This is a genomic window from Saprospira grandis str. Lewin (genome assembly GCF_000250635.1).
GTDB lineage: Bacteria > Bacteroidota > Bacteroidia > Chitinophagales > Saprospiraceae > Saprospira > Saprospira grandis.
Genome location: NC_016940.1, coordinates 2,979,821 through 3,000,463, shown reverse-complemented (window position 1 = coordinate 3,000,463; position 20,643 = coordinate 2,979,821). Strand labels below are relative to the sequence as shown.

The 20,643-nt window shown below is 44.3% G+C and carries 14 protein-coding genes; 9 read left to right on the top strand and 5 right to left on the bottom strand.

Annotated elements, in window-relative coordinates:
- Positions 1 to 2: 2 nt before the first annotated feature.
- The 6 genes from SGRA_RS13260 (at position 3) to SGRA_RS13230 (ending at position 6,398) form a co-directional block, all read left to right on the top strand.
- Positions 3 to 845, top strand: a complete 843-nt coding sequence (locus SGRA_RS13260) for a phytoene/squalene synthase family protein (RefSeq protein WP_015693245.1) — start codon at positions 3 to 5, stop codon at positions 843 to 845.
- Positions 846 to 1,724: a lycopene cyclase domain-containing protein gene (locus SGRA_RS13255; protein WP_015693244.1), complete on the top strand. Its 879-nt coding sequence runs from the start codon at positions 846 to 848 to the stop codon at positions 1,722 to 1,724. It abuts the gene before it with no gap.
- A gap of 73 nt (positions 1,725 to 1,797) precedes the next feature.
- The gene (locus SGRA_RS13250; RefSeq protein WP_015693243.1) at positions 1,798 to 2,967 is read left to right on the top strand and encodes a pyridoxal phosphate-dependent aminotransferase; all 1,170 of its coding nucleotides are present in this window, start codon (positions 1,798 to 1,800) and stop codon (positions 2,965 to 2,967) included.
- A 379-nt stretch (positions 2,968 to 3,346) separates the two neighbouring features.
- Positions 3,347 to 4,054: an SAM-dependent methyltransferase gene (locus SGRA_RS13240; RefSeq protein WP_015693241.1), complete on the top strand. Its 708-nt coding sequence runs from the start codon at positions 3,347 to 3,349 to the stop codon at positions 4,052 to 4,054.
- Positions 4,055 to 4,066: 12 nt separating this feature from the next.
- On the top strand, positions 4,067 to 5,464 hold the full coding sequence (locus SGRA_RS13235) for a M20/M25/M40 family metallo-hydrolase (RefSeq protein ID WP_015693240.1): 1,398 nt from the start codon (positions 4,067 to 4,069) through the stop codon (positions 5,462 to 5,464).
- Positions 5,451 to 6,398, top strand: coding sequence for a WD40/YVTN/BNR-like repeat-containing protein (locus SGRA_RS13230; protein WP_015693239.1), 948 nt, complete (start codon positions 5,451 to 5,453; stop codon positions 6,396 to 6,398). The genes SGRA_RS13235 and SGRA_RS13230 overlap by 14 nt, the downstream gene beginning before the upstream one ends.
- Here the strand turns inward: SGRA_RS13230 and SGRA_RS13225 are convergent.
- Positions 6,395 to 6,973, bottom strand: coding sequence for a hypothetical protein (locus SGRA_RS13225; protein ID WP_015693238.1), 579 nt, complete (start codon positions 6,971 to 6,973; stop codon positions 6,395 to 6,397). The genes SGRA_RS13230 and SGRA_RS13225 overlap by 4 nt on opposite strands.
- 355 nt (positions 6,974 to 7,328) lie before the next feature.
- On the opposite strand from SGRA_RS13225, the gene SGRA_RS13220 reads away from it, so the two are divergent.
- The 3 genes from SGRA_RS13220 (at position 7,329) to SGRA_RS13210 (ending at position 12,879) form a co-directional block, all read left to right on the top strand.
- On the top strand, positions 7,329 to 7,658 hold the full coding sequence (locus tag SGRA_RS13220) for a hypothetical protein (protein WP_015693237.1): 330 nt from the start codon (positions 7,329 to 7,331) through the stop codon (positions 7,656 to 7,658).
- Positions 7,659 to 7,678: 20 nt separating this feature from the next.
- Positions 7,679 to 9,547, top strand: a complete 1,869-nt coding sequence (gene mutL / locus SGRA_RS13215) for a DNA mismatch repair endonuclease MutL (RefSeq protein WP_015693236.1) — start codon at positions 7,679 to 7,681, stop codon at positions 9,545 to 9,547.
- A 1,661-nt stretch (positions 9,548 to 11,208) separates the two neighbouring features.
- Complete coding sequence (locus SGRA_RS13210; RefSeq protein ID WP_015693234.1) at positions 11,209 to 12,879, top strand: ArnT family glycosyltransferase; 1,671 nt, start codon at positions 11,209 to 11,211, stop codon at positions 12,877 to 12,879.
- A gap of 677 nt (positions 12,880 to 13,556) precedes the next feature.
- On the opposite strand, the gene SGRA_RS13205 is transcribed toward SGRA_RS13210, so the two are convergent.
- From SGRA_RS13205 to SGRA_RS13190, 4 genes are all read right to left on the bottom strand, one after another.
- Entirely contained in the window at positions 13,557 to 14,528 is a 972-nt protein-coding gene (locus SGRA_RS13205) for an HNH endonuclease (protein WP_015693233.1), read from the bottom strand.
- Positions 14,522 to 16,558, bottom strand: a complete 2,037-nt coding sequence (locus SGRA_RS19570; protein WP_015693232.1) for an AAA family ATPase — start codon at positions 16,556 to 16,558, stop codon at positions 14,522 to 14,524. The genes SGRA_RS13205 and SGRA_RS19570 overlap by 7 nt, the downstream gene beginning before the upstream one ends.
- Before the next feature lie 90 nt (positions 16,559 to 16,648).
- Positions 16,649 to 19,519 (bottom strand): caspase family protein, encoded by a 2,871-nt coding sequence (locus tag SGRA_RS13195; RefSeq protein ID WP_015693231.1) that lies wholly within the window; start codon positions 19,517 to 19,519, stop codon positions 16,649 to 16,651.
- The gene (locus SGRA_RS13190; protein WP_041329659.1) at positions 19,512 to 20,408 is read right to left on the bottom strand and encodes a DUF6615 family protein; all 897 of its coding nucleotides are present in this window, start codon (positions 20,406 to 20,408) and stop codon (positions 19,512 to 19,514) included. Before SGRA_RS13190 ends, SGRA_RS13195 begins: the two co-directional genes overlap by 8 nt.
- Between the last annotated feature and the right edge of the window lie 235 nt (positions 20,409 to 20,643).

Genomic DNA, 20,643 nt, shown 5'->3' with positions numbered 1-20,643 from the left:
CTATGGATCACTTAAAACTTTATCAGGACAGCTGCCAAGCTTGCAGCCAGCTCATTACAGAGCGTTATAGCACCTCTTTTTCGCTGGGCATTCGGATGTTTTCTAAGCGGTTCAGAGGACCTATTTACGCCATTTATGGTTTTGTTCGCTTTGCCGATGAAATCGTAGATACTTTTCATGGGCATGACAAAGCCGATTTGCTCGAGCGGTTTCGGCAAGATACTTATCGGGCCATTGAGGAAAAGATCAGCCTAAACCCTGTTTTGCAGGCCTTTCAAATGGTGGTCAATGAATACCAAATTGAGCGAGAACTGATTGATGCCTTTTTGTATAGTATGGAGATGGACCTGCATTTTCAGCGCTATGAAGATAGCCTCTACAAAAAGTATATTTATGGCTCTGCCGAGGTGGTGGGCCTGATGTGTCTGCGGGTGTTTTGCAAAGATCAGCCGGGCCTTTATGAGGAGCTAAAAGAACCAGCCTGCGCCCTGGGCTCCGCCTTTCAAAAGGTCAACTTTTTGCGCGATATGAAAAGCGATTATGCAGAAAGAGGTCGGGTGTATTTTCCGGGGGTAGATTATAAGTTATTCAATGACCAAATCAAGGCCGAAATCGAGGCAGATATCCTGCTTGATTTTCAACTGGCCTATCATGGCATTTTGGGCCTGCCCAAAGGCTGCCGCTTTGGGGTCTATGTGGCCTATAAGTATTACCTCAATCTCTTTCACAAAATTAAGCAATCGCCTGCCGATCGGGTAACAGAAGAGCGCATCCGAATTCCCAATGGCAGCAAATTGTATATCTTGGGCAAATCCATGATTCGGGCACAGTTTAATCTCTTATAAATGCAGCAGCAAACAAAAAAATGGGGGGCGGCTCTTCTTCTTGGAGGGCTGCCCTTGCTTTGGGTCCTTTACTTATTATGGCAGCCCCTAGACTGGCAGGCCGAGCAGTCTATGCAAGTGCCCGCTATGGGACCAAAACTCAGTTTTGGCGAGCATGCCTATTGGTATTTGTGGATTAACATCGGGACGATTTTTTTCCCTTTTTTGCTCTCCTTTGATAAAAAGGTCCACTTCTATAAAAAATGGCGCTTTCTCCTCCCCGGCCTGCTCATGGTAGGCGGCTTCTTTTTGGCCTGGGATGTTTTCTTCACCCAAATGGGCGTCTGGGATTTCAATCCCCGCTATTTTACCTACTCTTTTCTGGGCCTCCCCCTAGGCGAATGGCTGTTTTTTATTACCGTTCCCTATGCCTGTGTCTTTATTCATGAATGCCTCTTGGCCTATATCCCTAAAGATGTTTTGGCCCCCATAGAACGGCCCCTAAGCTGGCTTTTGGTTTTTGGCTTTTATGCGATTGGCTTTTTGGGCCTCTGGATGAGCTATACCGCCTGGACCTTTCTGCTGGCCGGCAGCTTTTTGCTCTGGCAACTGCTGTTTGTCCCCAATCACTATCGCAGCCGATTTTATCTGGCCTATCTCATTAGCATTTTTCCCTTTTTATTGGTCAATGGCATCCTGACCGGAGGCTTCAATCAAGAACCTGTGGTCCTCTATAATAATAGCCAACAACTGCAAAATCTACTCGGCTTTCGCTGCGGCAGTATCCCCTGGGATGACTTTATTTACGGCTTTTTACTCCTTTTTCTAAATGTCGCTTTCTTCGAGTACTTCAAGAAAAAGGGTGCAAAACTATCAGACAGCTTTAAAAACAAGGACTAGACTAGCACGAAATTTGAGCAAAAAATAATACCTTTATTCGCTACTTTTTTACTCATGTATCTAGCCCTACCCTATGCCTTCCAGCGATTTTGATATTTATGAATTGCTGCCCCGCCGCAGCCGGAAAATTCTAAATAGCCGCCGCCGAGCCCGCTACCATAGCCTGCCTCGGAATTGCCTGCGTATGGAGCAAAACGAAAGCCCTTGGGGCAGCCTAGGCAGCGAGCAAGACTATAGCCAATATCCCGATCCCGAATGCCAGCTGCTCCGTGACGAAGCCGCCGAGTTTTATGGCCTCAAAAAAGAACAAATTATCGCCGGCAATGGCGGTAGCGCCCTAATCGACCTGATTTTTCGCGTCTTTTGCCAAAATGATAAGGACCATATTCTCAGCTTTAGCCCTATCGCTCCCGAGGTCCGCCACCTAGCCGATCTCAATGGTAGCCATCTCGAGCTGCTCCCCCTCAATGAAGATCATCAAATTTCACTCTTCAAACTGCGGGCAGAACTCCGCAAAGAGGTCAAAATCCTATTCCTGAGCCATCCCAACCCCATCTCTGGCCGCTGCCTCCGAGGGATCGATATTGTAGATGCGATCGAGGGCTTTAAGGGCCTGGTCATCCTAGATGAAAGACAACTGGATTATCAACAAGATCTTAGCCTACTCCCCTACCTCAAAGATTTTCCAAATCTAGTGATTATTCGCTCCTTTTCTAGCCTCTGGGGCCTGGCGGGCCTCCGCCTAGGACTGGCTTTCGGCTCTGCCGAACTGATCGAGATTTTGCAAAAAATGCAAACGCCCTTTAGTGTCAATGCCATGGCCCAAGCTGCCGCCGTAAAGGCCATGCGCCTGCCCGCCCAAAAGGATCGCGTGCTCGAACAAACCCTAGAACAACGCAAAATCCTTATCGAAAAACTCGACCAATTGCCTCTAGTCCAAGAGGTGTTCCTCTCCAACAGCAATTGCATTCTCTTTAAGGTCAAAGAGGGCCCAAAAACTTATGAATACCTGCAGTCAGAAGGCATCGAGGTCTTTCCCGCCTTCCAAATTGATAAAAACTTAGAGCATTGTATCCGCATTTCTGTCGGCCAAGAGGAACAAAATAAACGCCTCATCAAGGCCCTCAAAGAGATGCCCAGCAAAACCTCTCTGCGCCATAAAATCATGAAGCAACTCGGCCAAGGCCTCAAAAATGCGAGCCTGATTCTAGGCATGGGCGTTTTCAAAAAAATCATTGGGTAACCATATTCCAATACCTCTAGGGAAGGATAGCACAGGCTGTTCTTCCCTTTTTTTATGCGCCAACACTAAGGTTTTCTTCTTTTTTATCCTGCTGTTTTTTTGGGGCTGCCCCTCCCTTCGGTCGGGTCGGGCTGTTTCGCAGCTCGCAGGTCTGCTCGGCCCTGCGCCGCCAAAGGCGGCTGGGTCTGGCCTGCGGCCACTGCTGTCCATCCCTCAGCCACTGCGCTGGGCTGCGCCCAGCGCAGGGTCCGCCCAGCCGCCAAAGCCCCCCAACTAACCCCTGCAGCAAAAGAGTTCTGCCGCTTTTGGTCCTCTGTTTTAAGAATTTGGCGGACTTCCGTATCTTGTAGGCATTAAACTATCTCAACCTTCTGCCTTTATGCCGGCTAAATTATACCTTATCCCCGTCCCTTTGGGCCCCTCCGATTATTTACCTGTCCCAGAACAAGTGATTCAAGTGGTGCATAGTTTGGACCATTTTATTGTGGAGCGAGGCAAAACCGCCCGCCGCTTTCTCAAGGATTGGAAAACCCCCGTCCCCTTTCAAGAAATGACCTTTTTTGAACTCAACAAACGCACCGACCTAGCCGAACTCCCCTCTTTCTTAGAGCCTGCCCTCAAGATGGGGAAAAGCATCGGCCTGATGTCTGAAGCAGGCTGCCCCGGCGTAGCCGACCCCGGCGCCGCCGTTATCGAAATGGCCCATGCCAAAGGCATTGAGGTGGTCCCCTTAGTTGGTCCCTCTTCTATCCTATTGGCCCTAATGGCTTCTGGCTTCAATGGCCAATGCTTTGGCTTCGAGGGCTATCTGCCCATCAAAAAAGGAGATCGCCAAAGAAAAATTAAACAGCTTTACGCCCAATCTAAAAAAGAAGGCCGTAGCCAAATTTTTATCGAAACGCCTTACCGCAATATGGCCATGCTAGAGGACCTTTTGGCCCAGTTGCCCAAGCATTGCCGACTTTGTGTGGCCGCAGATATTAGCCTGCCCAGCCAGTATATTAAAAGCCAAACTGTAGCCGAATGGAAAAAAGGAGAGCTGCCCGAACTCCATAAACGGCCTACCGTATTTCTTTTCCTTGCCTAAATTACCTACGCTATGCGCTCCCTTTTTGCTCTTTTAGTCTGCTCTCTTTTTTTATCTGGTCCAAAGGCATTTGGCCAAAGCGGAGATGAGGAAGTAGAACAAGTTGCTAAATTCTTTGACCATGTTTTGACCGAAGGACAATGTTATCCTTGGTTGCACTATCTCTGCAAAGAAGTAGGCCATAGAGTAGCAGGCTCTGCCGCTGGGGCTGCCGCTGTAGAATATAGCCAGCAAATTCTAGATAGCATTGGCTGCGATAAGGTCTGGACCCAAGAGGTGGAGGTCCGCCACTGGAGCCGCGGAAGCATAGAAAAATGTAAGGTAGTCCAATCTAATACCCTAGGCGATTTGGAGCTCTCTGTGGTCGCTTTGGGTTACTCTGCCCCCACCCCAAACTTGGGCCTAAAGGCAGAAGTAATCGAGGTGAAATCCCTAGACGAGCTGCGCAAACTGCCCAGCAGCCAAGTCAAAGGCAAGTTTGTCTTTTTTAATGGGCCTATGGACCCCAAAAAGATCAATACCTTTCACGCTTATGGGGCCGCAGGCTCACAGCGGACCTCTGGACCAAGAGTAGCTGCCCAAAAAGGAGCAGTAGGCGCCCTGGTCCGTTCTCTTACCCTCAAAAATGATGATGTTCCCCACTCTGGTGTGACCATTTTCAAACAAGAAAAGCCCATTCCAGCCGCGGCCCTAGGCATCCAAAGCGCCGATAAACTATCGGCCCTTTTGGCCCAAGAACCCAAGGCCAAGGTTTTGCTAGAGCTAAATTGCCAAGATTTGGGCAAGCGCAAAACCTATAATGTAATTGGCGAAATTAAGGGCTCGGTCTATCCCGATGAGATTATTGTTGTTGGTGGCCATCTCGATTCTTGGGATTTGGGTGAAGGGGCCCATGATGATGGTGCCGGCTGCGTGCATGCCATGCAGGTCCTACACAGCTTTAAAGCCCTAGGTATTCGGCCCAAACATACGATTCGCTGCGTGCTTTTTGCCAATGAAGAAAGCGGCCTAGCTGGTGGCCGTAAATATGCCGCCGAAGCCGAGCGCAAAGGCGAAAAACATATTGCCGCTATTGAATCTGATGGAGGGGGACATGCCCCTAGAGGCTTTGCCATGGATGCCCTGCCCCATGTTCTAAAACCCGCCTATGCCAAGGCCCAAAACTGGAGAAGTTTAGTGGCCCCTTATGGCTTTTATGAACTCACAACTGGAGGTTCTGGGGCCGATATTAGTCCCCTCAAAAAATTGGGCGTGGTCCTTTTTGGCTTCCGTCCCGACTCGCAACGCTATTTTGACTACCACCACTCTAGAACTGATGTTTTTGAAAATGTGCATCGCAGAGAACTAGAACTAGGCGCCGCAGGTATTGCCGCCTGGGTATACCTGATTGATAAATATGGCCTACAATAAATTTCTACTTTTTTTGCTCGGCTTGAGTTGCTTGGCCTGCCAAAAGATAGCGCCCCTAGAACGGCCCATGACGCAATGGCAAGCCCCCGATCAATTGCCAGTAAATAGCCTATTGCTTCATGGCGATAGCCTATATGTTGGCTTGGGCGATCTTTTTGACCGTGGAGGAGTTTGGGCCACCGCCTTAGATAGCCCTAATTGGGATAGTTTGCTCCTGCTCAATCATGCCGTCCGAGATTTACAGTGGCTAGAGGACCGACTCTATGCCTACCCTATTGGCAATACCGTTTATTATCGAGAAGGCGGAATTTGGTCGGGCCTTTATATGCCTGGCTGGGAGTTTTTTTCTGCCGGCCATTTCTTTTCTGACTCTGCGGGACTAGTCGTTGCTGGCGAAAATCTGGGCCAGGGGCGCATCCATCGCCTAAGGGCCAATGGAGAATTTCCCAACCTACTACAAGCCGACAGCTTTTTGCACAGCTTTAGCGATTTGGCGGGCAGGCCCAATGGCCAAGCCCTAGCCGTAGGCTATGGCCTGATCTTAAAGACCACTGATGGGGGCCAAAACTGGAGCCCTATGCCGCCCCAAGGCAACTACTTTAGGGCCATCAGTTGGCCAGACAGCCTAAACGCCTTTGTAGCGGGCGATTACGGTAGTGTTTATAAAACCGAAGATGGCGGAGAAAGCTGGCAAAAGCTGCTGTCTGGCCAAACCATGAACCCCAAATACCGCTGGCGCTCTATTTTGGCCCTAGACCAAAACCGTCTGGCCGTAGGGGGAAAAGATGGGGCCCTGCTCCTCTCCTATGATGGCGGAGAAAACTGGCAAAAACTTCAGGGTTTACAGGGCGAAGAAATTCTATCCTTGGCCCATGATGGGCAGTTTTGGTATTTGGGCACGGCCCAGGGACATATCTGGCGCTTTAGCGATTAGTCTCGTTTTTTTAGGCCCTTATTCACTTCATGCATGGCCGCTATAAAGTCAATACTTTGCTGTGCATACTTCAACAGCCATTTCTTTTTCTTGCGGCCGGGCAAATGCTCTAGAATATAGAGATTTAGCTCAAGTTGGGCCAGCATATATTCTCGGTCCAGCTCTGGTATATGGCTACGCCCGAGCAGCTTACAAAACTCTGCTTGTTCTGCTTCAGGAGAGAGCACTGCATTATCATGATAGGGCAAGCAGTCTAAAATGGCAAGCCGTAGCTCAATGAGCAGCAGCAATTCTTTGGTAGCGGCTAGTTTTTCGCTAGTGGTTTTGGCTTTATTATAGGCCTTGATTGCTTTTTTGGAGCGGCGATTAAAGGACTTGATTTTGGCCCTAATTTCTGGCTTTTCGGCACAAATATGATAGGCCTGAGCCCGACTGACCAAATGTGCGATCATTGCATCGGAGGCTTTGGCGAGCCGACTATCGGCGGTGATGACCTCTGTAGGAAGGCTTTGGCCCAAAAGAGGAAGGGCGGCAAAAAGCAAAAAGAAAAGAGCATAAAAAGAAGGTAACTTCATAACTGTCGTTTTTGTCGTAAATAACTAATGTAACAGTAGGGTAAGTTTTTCTTTTTAGAATTGCCAGTTTTCTGTCTAAATAATCTTATTATTTATGGATTTGAGGCCCAAAGCGAAGCAGGGGCATTTGGCCTAGCGATGTGCAAGGGTGGCCGAAGGCCAGACCGAGCGGGCAAAGCCCGCGAAGGGCCGAGCAGACCTGCGAGCCCTGAAACGTAGCGCCGCAGCAAAGCTGCGGAGGCCCCAAAAAAATAAAACAAAAAGCTAAAATGGCTGTAGATATTAGGAGATTTGCCAAAGCTTTTTAGTTTGAGATAAGTTCGTTATCTTCATTCCAATTAATAGAGAAATCATTATGCTTAAATTCTTCAAACTAGGGGGGCATCAGCCTCGTGGATTTGGTTATCAGCCGCGTTTTTATGATGCGGACAAAGAGGCTTTGGAGAACCGCGTACGTGCGGCGGAAGGCCGAAAAACGGGAGATATTGACCGAGAAGTGACCAAAATGCGCATTCGTGAAGAGCTGCGTTTGGCCAGAGAGATTGCCAAGCGGGAGCATCGTGGGCTTTGGTCTGGTGGTATTTTGCGCTTATTAATTATCTTGGGCATCTTGACGGCTGCGGCCTATGCGGCCCTAGAGCGCTGGTTGCCCGGCTTGCTTAACTTTTGGTTTCCCAATTCCTAGTTTCTTAATTTATATTCCTTATGGCAGACCTTATTCGCCTGTTGCCCGATCATATTGCCAACCAAATTGCCGCCGGAGAGGTAGTGCAACGGCCCGCTTCTGTGGTAAAAGAATTGATGGAAAATGCCATTGATGCTGGGGCGCAAAACATTCGGCTAATCATTAATGATGCGGGAAAAACCCTCATTCAGTTGGTTGATGACGGCATTGGGATGAGTGAAACTGATGCTCGGATGAGTTTTGAGCGGCATGCGACCTCTAAAATTCAGAAGGCAGAAGACCTATTTAACCTGCACACGATGGGTTTTCGGGGCGAGGCCCTAGCCTCTATTGCTGCGGTGGCCCAGGTAGAAATGCGGACCAAAAAGCGGGGCGAAGAACTGGGCGTTCGTCTGCAAGTAGAAGGCTCTGAACTCATTTTGCAAGAGCCTTGTCAGGCGGCGGCGGGGACCAGTATTTCGGTCAAGAACCTCTTTTATAATATTCCCGCTAGACGCAACTTTCTCAAGTCTGATAAGGTAGAGTTTAAGCATATTCTCGATGAGTTTCAGCAGATTGCCATTGCTCATCCCGATATCTTTTTTGCCCTGCACCACAATGGTCAAAAGCAGTTTCATCTGCCTGCCAGCAACCTCAAACAGCGGATTATTCAGGTATTGGGGAAGAAATACGCCCAAGCGCTGATTCCGATCTCGGAAGAGACCGATATTATTAAGATTTGGGGCTATGTGGGCAAGCCCGATTTTGCTCGCAAGATGCGTGGGGATCAATATTTCTACGTCAATCAGCGCTATATCAAAAGCAATTATTTGCAGCATGCGCTTTTTCAGGCCTATGAGGACCTCTTGCCGCAAAAGATGTATCCGCTTTATGTGGTTTTCTTTGAGCTAGACCCGGCCAAAATTGATGTGAATGTCCACCCCAGCAAACAAGAAATTAAGTTTGAGGATGAGCGTCTGATCTATAATTACCTCAGAGTTTGTACCCGCCATGCTTTGGCCCAGCATCATGTGACGCCCAGCATTGATTTTGATCAGGAGTCGAGCATTAGTAAGCAATTGGAGCGGGAACAGATGGAAAAACAACAGCTATTTTCCAATAAAACGAGCAGCCCAAAGTCTACAACTAGCGGCGGTGGCGGTGGCTATCGTCCCCCTCAAAAAACGGAGCAGGAAAAAAACAATCTGGCGCATTGGGAGAAGCTCTATGCGGGTTTACAAAATGAGGAGGAAGAAGAGCAACAGCCCCTCCCTTCCAAGCTGTCTAAGCAAACCCCACTTTTTGAACAGGAAGAGGAAGAGACCCTGCAAATGGGCCAAGGTCCCAAGCAAGAGCTTTTTTATTTGGGCCAAGGCTATATGATTAGCCCATTAAGAGCGGGTTATTTATTGATTCATCAGCAGACCGCCCTAGAGCGCATCCTTTATGATGATTATTTGCAGCGGCTAGAACATAAGCGGCTGGTCCAACAACACAGCCTCTTCCCTATTAGTGTGAGCCTAAATTTGCGAGATGCCAAGCTTTTACAAGAGCTGCTGCCCGAACTCAAGAAGATGGGCTTTGAGCTGGTTCCTATGGGCGAAACCACCTTTGTCATCTCTTCGGTACCCGCCTATTTAGAACAATTGGGCGAAGAAGATGGCTGGCTAGAAGAAATCTTGGAGCAATACCAGTTGGGCCAATCGCTCTCGCTCTCCTTTGAGCAAAATATGGCCAGAGCCATGGCCATGCGCATGGCCAAACAACAACCTAAACGGCTCAGCCCCATGGAAATGCAGGCCCTTATTGATCGACTCTTTGCCTGCCAAAATCCAGAGCGATCGCCTAGAGGACGTCGCTGTTTTATTCGCTACAATTTTGAAGAACTCGATAGCCGTTTTGAGTCTTAATTTTGTCATCTGCTCTAGACTTAGGCGATGATTGGCCACTCCTTTTTTACTCCTCTGCATATACACCCCTAGGGCCAAGGCCCTAGGCTAACTAAAAAATACCATCCCCTCATCCGAGGGGATTTTCTGTTCCACTAGGCTCCATCAGCAAACAAGGGCTTTAGCCCGCCAGTTTGCATAGCCCCGCAACCATGGGCTTCAGCCCATGGCCACAACACAACTCCACACAAAAAATTCAGGGGTAAAAACAATTGCTGTGCTTAGCGCCCTGGGCTGAAGCCTAGGCTTGTAAACTTGAGCGAACTGACGGACTAAAGTCCTTGTTCGCTTTTTCAGACAGCCCCTTCTTTGCTATAATGATTGAGCCAAGCCCTATATTTTAGTAGTTGAGGCCCTTTAGGGCCGACTCCATTGGATTAGCCTGGGGGCTTGTCCCTAGGCGATGATTGGCCGACCTTGGTCTTTTGAATTACTATAATACCTCTGGGTTGAAACCCACAACCCTTTTCTGCGCCTAGGGACAAGCCCCTAGGCTAGCTTTTTCAGACAGCCCTCTAAAGAGGGCCTTTGATTCAGGCCCTTCTTTGCTATAATGATTGAGCCAAGCCTTATTTAGCATTTGAGGCCCTTTAGGGCCGACCCCATTGGATTAGCCTGGGGGCTTGTCCCTAGGCGATGATTGACCACTCCAATCTACTCATTAGGAGCCGAGGGTTTTAACCCTGGGCTCCTTTTTTATCGCCCCTATTGGCCACACACTTGCTGTAGGTTTTAACCTACAGGTCCTTTGAATTAAATGCTTTAATTGTTAGAAATTATAATACCTCTGGGTTGAAACCCACAGCCCTTTTCTGCGCCTAGGGACAAGCCCCTAGGCTAACTTTTTCAGACAGCCCTCTAAAGAGGGCCTTTAGATAAGCCCCTTCTTTGCTATAATGATTAAGCCAAGCCTTATATTTTAGTATTTGAGGCCCTTTAGGGCTGACCCCATTGGATTAGCCTGGGGGCTTGCCCCTAGGCGATGATTGGCCACTCCAATCTACTCATTAGGAGCCGAGGGTTTTAACCCTGGGCTCCTTTTTTATCGCCCCTATTGGCCACACACTTGCTGTAGGTTTTAACCTACAGGTCCTTTGAATTAAATGCTTTAATTGTTAGAAATTATAATACCTCTGGGTTGAAACCCACAGCAACAAAGGATCTTTAGAACATCCTGCTGCTGAGCGGAAGGTTGAAACCTTCCGCTCAGAACAATATCTGCTTGTTAGGAGCCGAGGGTTTTAACCCTGGGCTCCTTTTTTTATCATTCCTAGTCTTTGAAATGAATACTTTAAATATTGAATATCATAATACCTCTGGGTTGAAACCCACAACCCTTTTCTGCGCCTAGGGACAAGCCCCTAGGCTAGCTTTTTCAGACAGCCCTCTGCGAGGGCCTTTGATTCAGGTCCTTCTTTGCTATAATGATTGAGCCAAGCCCTATATTTTAGCAGTTGAGGCCCTTTAGGGCTGACCCCATTGGATTAGCCTGGGGGCTTGTCCCTAGGCGATGATTAGCCGCTCCAATCTACTCATTAGGAGCCAAGCATTTCCCCCACAGCAACCTATATCTTTTTTTCTTCTGCCCTCCACTGCTTACCTTTGGCCCAAGAACAAGCAGCATGAAATCACTTCTCTCCTATTTGGGCCTTAGCGCCCTGCTCTCCCTCCTATTGTTGGGGCATTATTTTTTTGGCTATTATGGTCACTATGGCTATGATGATGTCATGGGCTATATGTATCAGGCCGCTCAATTGGTACAAGGGCAGTTTCATTTAGGCGACGACCACTATGCCTATCGCTGGGGAACGATCTTCCCCACGGCCCTCTCCTACTCCCTTTTTGGCATCAATGATTTTGCTGGAGCAATACCCGCCATGCTCATCACGGGCGCTACGGCCCTACTGATCTTTTGGAGTTTGGGCGGCCCTTGGAAAGGGGCCGGCATTTGGGGCGTTCTGCTCTTTTTCTTCAATGAATGGAGCCTGTTTTATTCGGATAAGGTCATGCCCGATATTCTTGTCGCTTTAGGGACCCTAGGCCTTTTTCTCTGTCTTTGGCGACTCCGCTTTAAGCGGCAAGGCGGTCCAAGCTGGCCCTATGCCCTGAGCTTTAGCCTGATTTTACTCTATTCTTTTTGGGCCAAAGAGACGATTATCTTATCGCTGCCGGTCTTTTTTGTCTTCTTTCTTCTAGATGTTTACCGCCGTGAATACCTCGCCTTTTGGACTTGGGCGATTGGCTTTTCGATCCTCTTTTTCACCCTTTATTTTGGGGTAATTTATGGCCAAACAGGTAGTTTTCTCTATCGATTCAAAGCCATAGAGCTGGGCAGTTATTTCAATCCCTGCAGCTACGACCAACTCCCAATTTCCCATTTACTAGAACGCATTAGCTATGGTTTGGGCCTTTTATTTCTTCGCAGCGGTTTGCTGCCTGTTTTGGGCATGGGCCTAGGCAGTCTCTTTTTCCTAAAAGGCAGGCTCTGGAAACTAGACAGCGAGTCCGCCTTTTGGAGCCTTAGCTTGGGCCTCAGTGTTTTTTCGGCCTATTTCATGACGATTTCTTATAAGGCTTATGTGCCCATGTGCGGCACGGATGTCCGTCACTTTTTATATTTGGCCCCCTTGGCCGCCATTGCCGCCGCCCCTTATTTGCAGGCCTTTTGGCAGCGCAAGCAGTATGCGCTTGGACTACTGCTGCCCTTGTGGCTTTGGACCGCCTTAGCCTATTGGCTAGACTATGGCAATGCCTTATCTATTGGGGCTTGGGCCTTGGCCCTTTCGCTTTTTGCGCTTTCTCCCCAGCGCTTAATGCTTGGGGCAAGGGCACTCTCTATCTCGCTCTTTATTTTGGCTTTGGCCTACCCGACTTACCAAAGTATGCAATATGCCCAAACCCAAGGCTATATCGAACAGCGGGAGCTAATCCTGCGGCATTTCTCTCCCGATCAGCAGCAGGCGGCCATAGTCATTAGCAATCCGGTACAGCGCAATTTTGGCGAATACTATATGCAGTTTGCCCCTCAATCTCAGGTCCTTTTCTGGGACTACCAACAGGCGGCGCAAGAACAGCCCCAGCCCAATACCCGCTATTATTTATTGCTCAATGGCTTTAGTCGCTATCAAAGCAATAGCAGTTGGGAGGAACTCCCCCCTTTGGTACAGGCCTATTATCAGGACCAAAAACAACTTCCCCTAAAACTAATCGAGAGCCAAAAAGAGGGGGCCATTCTCCTCCTCGAAATCACTGATCCCAAAGCGGCTTGGCCCCAATTACTTTTCCCCCAATAGGTCTTGCTACTGTTGGAGACTATTTAAAATTTTGTGTTTTTCCTTTTTGCTGCCTAGGGACAAGCCCCTAGGCTAGCTTTTCAGACAGCCCTCTAAAGAGGGCCTTTGGATAAAACCTTTATCTACAATAACCACTTAGTAAGGCACTATATATCCACCTTTGAGGCCCTTTAGGGCTGACTCCATTTAGATTAGCCTAGGGGCTTGTCCCTAGGCGATGATTAGCCAAATCCTAGCAAGCCAAAGGCTCAAATTTTATTCGGATACATAAAATCCTGAACCGTCCCGCTATTTATAAGCATATACTAGATGCTGTTGTTTTGGGGCGTTACTCCTTTCAGTCGTCGAACTGCAGACTAAAGTCTTTGTTGTCGCTGCGGCTTCGCCTTGCGGCGCTACGTTTACTCCCTTGGGTCGTCGAAGACGAACTAAAGTTCTTGTTGTCGCAGCTCGATGTTGTTTTGGGGCCTCCGCTGCGGCTTCGCCTTGCGGCGCTACGTTTCGCAGCTCGCAGGTCTGCTCGGCCCTTCGGCAGCTTCGCTGCCTTGGTCTGGCCCTGCGGGCCACTGCTGCACATCGCTAGGCCAAATAGGAGTTCTCCGCTTTGATTGTAACAGCTTCGCCGCTTGAGGATTTCAGTTTGTTAGGAGCTGATACAGCCTTTTTTAAGCTAGCTACTATTTGATATCTATAGGCCGAACGACCCCTAATTCTTCTAAAATATCTCGGCGGAGCTTGGCCAATGGCCGCTTGAGTAAGTCCTCAGTTGCATAATAATTCCCAAATACTAGCCGATAGAATTCTTCTTCTGACTGAAATAGGCCATCATATTGCTCCATAAGGTTCTTGAAATAAGCCCCACTAGAGATAGCCCTTAATCGCAATAGTTCTTGGACAAAATCCCGATGCTCACTATACAGCTCTCGCAACTTAAACAGATGTATGTTTTGCCGCACCCTATGTTCAAACTTAGACTCATTGACAAAACTGCGAAAATACAGCTCTAGTTGCTGCTCGCCAGTAGAGGGTAAGCCCATTAAGTCTTCATAGCAGGAGGGCAAACTTGCAAAGGAATGACTGTCTTCAAAGCCCTCTTTATAAGGATGTACATTGTCTTCCAAGGTCATGTCTACATCCCCTTTCAGACCACTATTACAGACCGAACAACTGGGAATCAAATTATAAAAAGACAGGGCCAAATAGGGGTATCTACTCTTAGGAAAAAAATGATCAAACTGAGGGCGACTCACTTTCTCTTTATCCGTCCCCAGCGTAAAAGTATATTGCCGATTACAATAGCAACAAGAATCTACTTTTAAGGCTTTAGCAAGCTTGTAGGCTCCCCATTTATAATCATCATATGAGAATATTCTCTTTAATGCTAACTTGTATTTTTTAACTGTTTTTAGATCAAAGTCCAAACTTAGATCACTAATAATCCTAGCCAAATCATCAGGACTACCATCTAACAAGTCCTTATTTAAGTGCTTTCGAATCTTTTTTATGAGTTTTCCAGGTAGCCTAAGTTCTGTATCTTCTGTTGCAGGTTCTGTTTCTTCTATGGAAAGATAATCTTCTATCTTTTCTTTCATTTCATCTAAATAAGCCTTTGCCAACTTATCCAACTCAGTACTGTTAATTTTTAGCATGACTTATTCTTCAGTTTAGATTTCAAGTGTTCTATTTGCTGCTCAAGAAGTGCGATTTCCTCTGTTACTCCAGTTACTTTCTTACCTTCTTTCTCATCTTCTTTCAGGGGCTTTGGGATGCAGTTTTTAGCCTCCGCAAAGAGCTCTCTTAACTTTTGTCGGACAAAACGATCCCCAATCATCTCAATAAACTTCCTATCCTCTTCTTGCTTTGCTTTGAAGCCATAATGCGCGGGAATGTAGTCCTTAATAATACTCTTCTCTTCTGTTGTTAGCACTTTCCTCCAGTTTGAAAAGTTACTATCCAACTCAGCTAAATTATGCTTCTTAATAATGGCTTTTATCTTTTTCGTTCTTTTTGCACTACTATCTAGCCATTTGATACAAGCTTCTAAATCCTCTCTTTCTTCTAGAAGTTGTTCTATTGTCCCCACTACCCCAGCCAGTATAGCCTTTGAGCGCAACTGCTTATAGCGCACAATAGGACTAAGCCGCTTTAATAACTCATTGATCTTCCCCTTAGCAAAATCTCCAATAAGCCCCCCTTTCATAAAAAAGGCATCAGCTAAAAGCTCATGTATATTAGCCCCAAAAGTATTGCTAATGGCTAAGCCTTCATCCACCTTGCTATTGCCCTTTTCATCCTTCTTTAAGAAGATACAGTTAGACTTGGGAATATCAGAGAGGATGAATGGGGAGTGGGTGCTGAGGATTAGTTGTATTTTCTGATTTTTAAAAATCAATGGCAAGAACTTTACAAGAATGCTAAAATACTTCTTTTGCCAGTCGGGATGAAAGCCTAAATCGCCCTCATCTATTGCTATCAGTAAGACCTCATTATCTTCATGAATCTTTTCATTTAAGCTAAAGAATCGGCTTAAAATATTTAACAAGGTCCTTTCTCCAAAGCTTAAATCTCTCCAAGAAAATGTTAGTATATCTGTTATTGAATCCCCCCATTTGCTTCTAAATCGATATCCTAGATTTAAGCTTTGGTACGACTCAATAAAATCACAAATCAAGTTAGTATTGCCCTTTAGAGGGATATCAAAAGCCCATTCTGAAGCATTATAACTTCCTTTGCTACTTATTTCATCTAAGTAATCCAAAAATTTATTGTTTACACCTGCCTCATTTAGCGCCTTCTTTAACACCTCAAAATCACTGTCCTCTTCTTTTCTTCCATTAATTATCTGTACATAAAAAGCTTTTAGTTCTTCAAGACCTTGTACAGAAAAACCCTCATTTTTTTGATACTCCTTCTCTATAAGATGAATTATAGAGCTAGCAACAACCTCTTTAAAGCTACTAGGAGAGTCTAAAAGGTAACTCTCTTCTCCTAAAACTTTGCTATAAAAAATTGTAATATCATTAGGTGTATAGCTAAATATCAGATTTCCTAATGACCTTACTAGACTACTATTCAAAAACCTGATTGATCTTAATACATCATTATAGACATATCCTCTCTCCTCTTTCTTCAGGAAGTAATTAGATGAGATATTAAATATTCTATCATCCATACCAGCTTCTGTATTTTTATCAAAACGCAGGTTAATATTTTCTACATTTTGATAATCTATAACTGGAGAATAGTAGAGAATGGCATTCTTTTTCCCTGAATCAAAAAACTGGAAAATAGTAGTAACACAATCTTCGGGATAGTCTTTGCAAGAGTATATGCTAACTCCATCTAAGCCAACATATTGAATATCTTCATACAGGCTAAATGTATACAAATTGCCAAATTCATCTCCCAATAAAAAAATTACTCCTTTCTCTTGTAGGTAATGTCCTATAGGCAATACAATAAAATCCAACAAAGAGCTTTTCCCCGTTCCATTCTCACCAACAATAACAGTTACATCTAAAAACTGCTCTCCAAAAAAGTTTTTGGGTATAGAAGTTTGGCGCTCTGCTGTCAATTTATTCTGCTGCGCATCATAACTGAAATTCCATTCAGAGCTAAAGTTAAACCCTGTTTCTTTGATACTCTTGTAATCCTTGATCCACAGATAGAGGAGTTGCATGTATTTATTTTTTTTGTGTGAAAAGGGAAGCCCTTTAAAATAGTTTTTTTGCTTAAGTATTGTTCTTGGGCTGGGGGATGAGACGAGTCTCTAGCTCCATAATAGCTTAACTGCTATAACAATAAGTACTCCCACAAGCGCCAGGATAACTACCAAAAAATATCTTGGCAATTTTACTGGCTTTTCTGAGTGATCCTTTAATACTGCTATAATTTCCTTCTGCTGTTCCCTTTGTTGTTTTTCTCGTTCTTCTTGCTTGGCGTTCTGCTTCTCGAAAAGAGAAGCTTGTTGTTCTTCTTGCCTTTTTTCTTGCTCTTCTTGCTTTGCCCTCTGTTGCTCTAAAAGGACAAGCTGTTGTTCTAAGAGTCTTGTAATACTTGACTGCTCTTGCTTTTCCCGACAAGCAGCTCTTGCCTTTTTTACTTCAAGGTCAAAATGGTTTGAAATATCGGTGTACTGATAAGGGCTTGATAAAAGTTCAGTTAAGAACTCATCAATAGTTTCTTCTTTATGCTGTGCAGTTTGCCATTTTTCAACAAGCATCAAAAAATATTCTGACCGTTCTATAATTCGTTCAACCTCTCCTCTAACAGAATCTAAGTCGAGATATTTTTTTAATTCGAGAATTGCCCCTTTTATTTCATCAACGGAAAGTACTAAGAGCTTGTCCTTTAAGTTCTCCAACAGAGGACCTACTTCTTCGCTTTTCTTCTGCTCTTCTTGTTGATCAATCTGACTTATTAGCTCATCACGTTGTTGCTGATAGCGGGCTTTTTGTTCCTCACTCAATTCCAAGGATAGGATTCTATCGTAAATCTCTAGCCTTGCTTCTGGGCTAAGATTTTCATTCTTTAGCTCTCTTTTTGCATCTTTTAGTCTACACGCATTTTTCTTTTCTTGGATATAATCATTTAGTTTCGAACTAGCAATGATATCGCTAAATTCACGCTCTAATTCTTCAAAGTCCTTAAGTTCTTTGTTTTCCTGAGTTAAGTGCCACGTCAATTCAATTGATCGAATATAGTCAATACATATACTTTCATATTCACTCATCAATTTTTCAGATTTCACATCGTTTTTCAAAGCATCAAACAAACCCTCTGGCAAATCTTCTTGATTTAGTTTAGCACTTACTTCCCTATATATAGGTAGAATAGAAATCCATTCATGCATTCCACACAACTCCGCAAGTTCGAAGAAGTGACTATCTTTATTCAGGGCTTGCAGTAAAATTTGATTAGCAATTATTTTCTTTTTAGCCGAGACATTACGCTTAAAGGCAGCTAGAACCTTTTTGATTTGCTCTTCAGCTTGTTCTAAACGATTTACAACATTCTTATACTGATCCCAGTTGCACACCTTCTCTCTAATGCTAGCTAGTGGTCTAGCTAATAGTTTCAACCTTAGCATTTTAGTCGCAACATCATCTAGCTTAGCAAAGAATTCCTCATCTTCTTCAGCAACTAAGGCCGTATCACTATGAGTAAATAATGGCACCTCATTTAAAACATCACTAATTTCTTTTTCTAGGCGAGTTTTAGATAACTCTGGGACATCAGTGCTTACAGCTTTCTCTAGTATTTCCAACTGCTCCTCCCAAGACTCTTTTGCTTTATAATTTTTATAGAGTTCTATAGACTTTAAGTTACGGTTAGCAGTTACAACTAAATCTTTACACAAATCAACATCTTGGTATCTTCCTATAAAATTTGCCACCTTAGTAGAAAGATTTGCTAGGAGCCCTCTTTTGACATTAACCTTTATACCTTCCCATTCTTCTTCCGCATCAATAAAAGACTGAAGTTTCTGAATTTTAGATTCAAAAATACTAAGTATCCGAGTCTCAACTTTATTTGCTTTTAACTTATTAAGCTCAGCTTTTGCCTTATCTACCTCCCTATCATCTATTATTTTTTGTATCTTCTTTAGTTGTTCGCCTGTATTTTGAACCTTGAATACCTCATCTATATATTTACTATTACTATTCTTGACCTCTAGCAATAACTCACGAAGTTCTCTTACATCTTCTACATCTTGAGCATCCTCTAGTGTTTTTTCTTGGATTGGAAATCGCTCAATAAAAAATTTAATAGCATCTCTAATGCGGTTCAAGTCGATTCTTTGAATTTCTTTAGCCGAATCAACTTTTAGCTTAAATTTTTCTACAGCTGGTGAATTTGGATACTTATTGATAAATTGTTCATAAGCAGATATGGGACCGCCGTCTTTCTCTAGCTCTTCTCGTTCTTTTTCTTCTGACTGCTTAACATAGAGGGGAATTGCTCTAAACTCTTTGTCTGTCCTTATGAGGATTTTTTTACTCTTAAATTCCTGCTCAGACTTCTCTAATTTTTTATTTGCCTCTTCTAGTAACTTTCCCCAGTTAGTTTTCTCCTCATAATATTTAACACTTTCTATAGCTTCAACTAATGCTTCTCTATATCCTTCATCCTCCACTTTACTACCTACAGTTCCTGTTGTAATCAGATAAGCGAGTTCCATAAGACTATCTTCGTCCCCCCTTTTCTGCAGCTCTAATTCTGGTCGATTCTGAAGACTAGTAGCATAACAATGGTTTAAAATAAAAACCATAGAGTTTACCTCATCTTTAAGGTTACTATAGGCTATATCCTCAATAAAGTCACTTGCGCTAATTTTTTTATCATAAAGGTTCCAAGTTACTTTCTCCTCATTAGTCTTCTCTGCATGACCATTATAAATAAACAGTAAGCTATCGCCAACACTTGCTAGGACTTCAATTTTTTTTATGGTTTCTCTTAGCTTTTCTTCTGTAGCATTTTTGTTCACCAAGAAATAGGGTTCCACCCCTCCTAAATCAAACTTTTTAGTTATCGCATCTACAATCAGCTGACTATCAATCACTGCATTTTCAAGTTTTTTTTCCTCTTTAGATTCATAATCTAGGGCTACACTTATAATATATGTCTTTGATTTATTCATCTGTTTCTGTCTCTTTAGGTGAAATAACAATTCGGTATCTAGGTGAAAATTTATGAGGGTATACAATATCCTCATTTCGTACAGTTTCTAATTCAGGTCCCCCCGTCGCTACAAAACGAAAAGGTTCATCAGAGTCAATAGATTTGATCCAATTTCCGTCTCGTTCTATTTCTCTTGCTGTCAAAAATGATATTCGATGGGCACTGTCTATCTGGCCCCAGTTATTTTGGAGCTCAGTTAGACTGCTGTTAAACAACAAACAACTAAGACTAGTAATAGGCTTGGCTGGTCCATGCGCACTTTCAAAACATTTAGAAGATGCTTTCAACGTATCTTGTACATAATAAGCACTTAAAAGTGTACAGCCATAAAGTTCAGCATCATCTTCCAGTCCTTTCATATAAGCCTCATCCTTATGATAATTATACAGTAGATACAACGGTATTGCCTTTTTCCTTTTTGCATACTTAATAAGAAGGTCTGTTTGGTTCTTGCTTTTATCCCCTCCTACATAGTGATTAAGTGCTCCATATCTTGGCTTATTAAATGTTTTGTTTTTCGTTGTGTCAAACATATAGAGTCGTTTAGCCTGACAAGCCAAACAGAGATATTGGTTACTACCAACCTTTAGACAAATCTCAATATCTGCCCCATTTGTCTTTTCATCTTTTGAATGATAAAGACCAATTCGATCTCCTAGCTTCTTCTCTTTTACATAAGAGTAGATTTTGTACATAAGATTTTCAGTCAATGTCACCTCACTAACCTTTGAAGCAGCAGACTCGCTAGCCGCTTTTTGTCTAGCCCAGACCTCTTTAGAACACTCTTTCAAGATCTTGTAAATCAAATTATCTCTTTGAAAGCAAAAGTTTTTAATTAGCTCAATCATTTGCATTTACTTTATTCGGTTATAGAAAACTCACTCCTAATATAAATATTTATAACAAGAACTGACTGATGTTTAGATACCTTACTTCTTATAAAACGAAAAGCCTAAACGCCCCAAAGCAGTATTTGCAGACAAGAGCTTTGGCCAGCTTTTTAGCCTCTTCCCCCCAACCTACCCCACAACTATCCACCCTATATAGATTTGAAGAATTATTTTTTTCTGGCCCAAGCTTGCT

Bases quoted from the DNA above. Each gene is read 5' to 3' on its own strand.
- SGRA_RS13195 (WP_015693231.1), bottom strand. From the start codon at position 19,519: ATGAATAAATCAAAGACATATATTATAAGTGTAGCCCTAGATTATGAA.
- mutL (WP_015693236.1), top strand. From the start codon at position 7,679: ATGGCAGACCTTATTCGCCTGTTGCCCGATCATATTGCCAACCAAATT.
- SGRA_RS13250 (WP_015693243.1), top strand. From the start codon at position 1,798: ATGCCTTCCAGCGATTTTGATATTTATGAATTGCTGCCCCGCCGCAGC.
- SGRA_RS13225 (WP_015693238.1), bottom strand. From the start codon at position 6,973: ATGAAGTTACCTTCTTTTTATGCTCTTTTCTTTTTGCTTTTTGCCGCC.
- SGRA_RS13210 (WP_015693234.1), top strand. From the start codon at position 11,209: ATGAAATCACTTCTCTCCTATTTGGGCCTTAGCGCCCTGCTCTCCCTC.
- SGRA_RS19570 (WP_015693232.1), bottom strand. From the start codon at position 16,558: ATGCAACTCCTCTATCTGTGGATCAAGGATTACAAGAGTATCAAAGAA.
- SGRA_RS13235 (WP_015693240.1), top strand. From the start codon at position 4,067: ATGCGCTCCCTTTTTGCTCTTTTAGTCTGCTCTCTTTTTTTATCTGGT.
- SGRA_RS13260 (WP_015693245.1), top strand. From the start codon at position 3: ATGGATCACTTAAAACTTTATCAGGACAGCTGCCAAGCTTGCAGCCAG.
- SGRA_RS13205 (WP_015693233.1), bottom strand. From the start codon at position 14,528: ATGCTAAAAATTAACAGTACTGAGTTGGATAAGTTGGCAAAGGCTTAT.
- SGRA_RS13255 (WP_015693244.1), top strand. From the start codon at position 846: ATGCAGCAGCAAACAAAAAAATGGGGGGCGGCTCTTCTTCTTGGAGGG.
- SGRA_RS13220 (WP_015693237.1), top strand. From the start codon at position 7,329: ATGCTTAAATTCTTCAAACTAGGGGGGCATCAGCCTCGTGGATTTGGT.
- SGRA_RS13190 (WP_041329659.1), bottom strand. From the start codon at position 20,408: ATGATTGAGCTAATTAAAAACTTTTGCTTTCAAAGAGATAATTTGATT.
- SGRA_RS13230 (WP_015693239.1), top strand. From the start codon at position 5,451: ATGGCCTACAATAAATTTCTACTTTTTTTGCTCGGCTTGAGTTGCTTG.
- SGRA_RS13240 (WP_015693241.1), top strand. From the start codon at position 3,347: ATGCCGGCTAAATTATACCTTATCCCCGTCCCTTTGGGCCCCTCCGAT.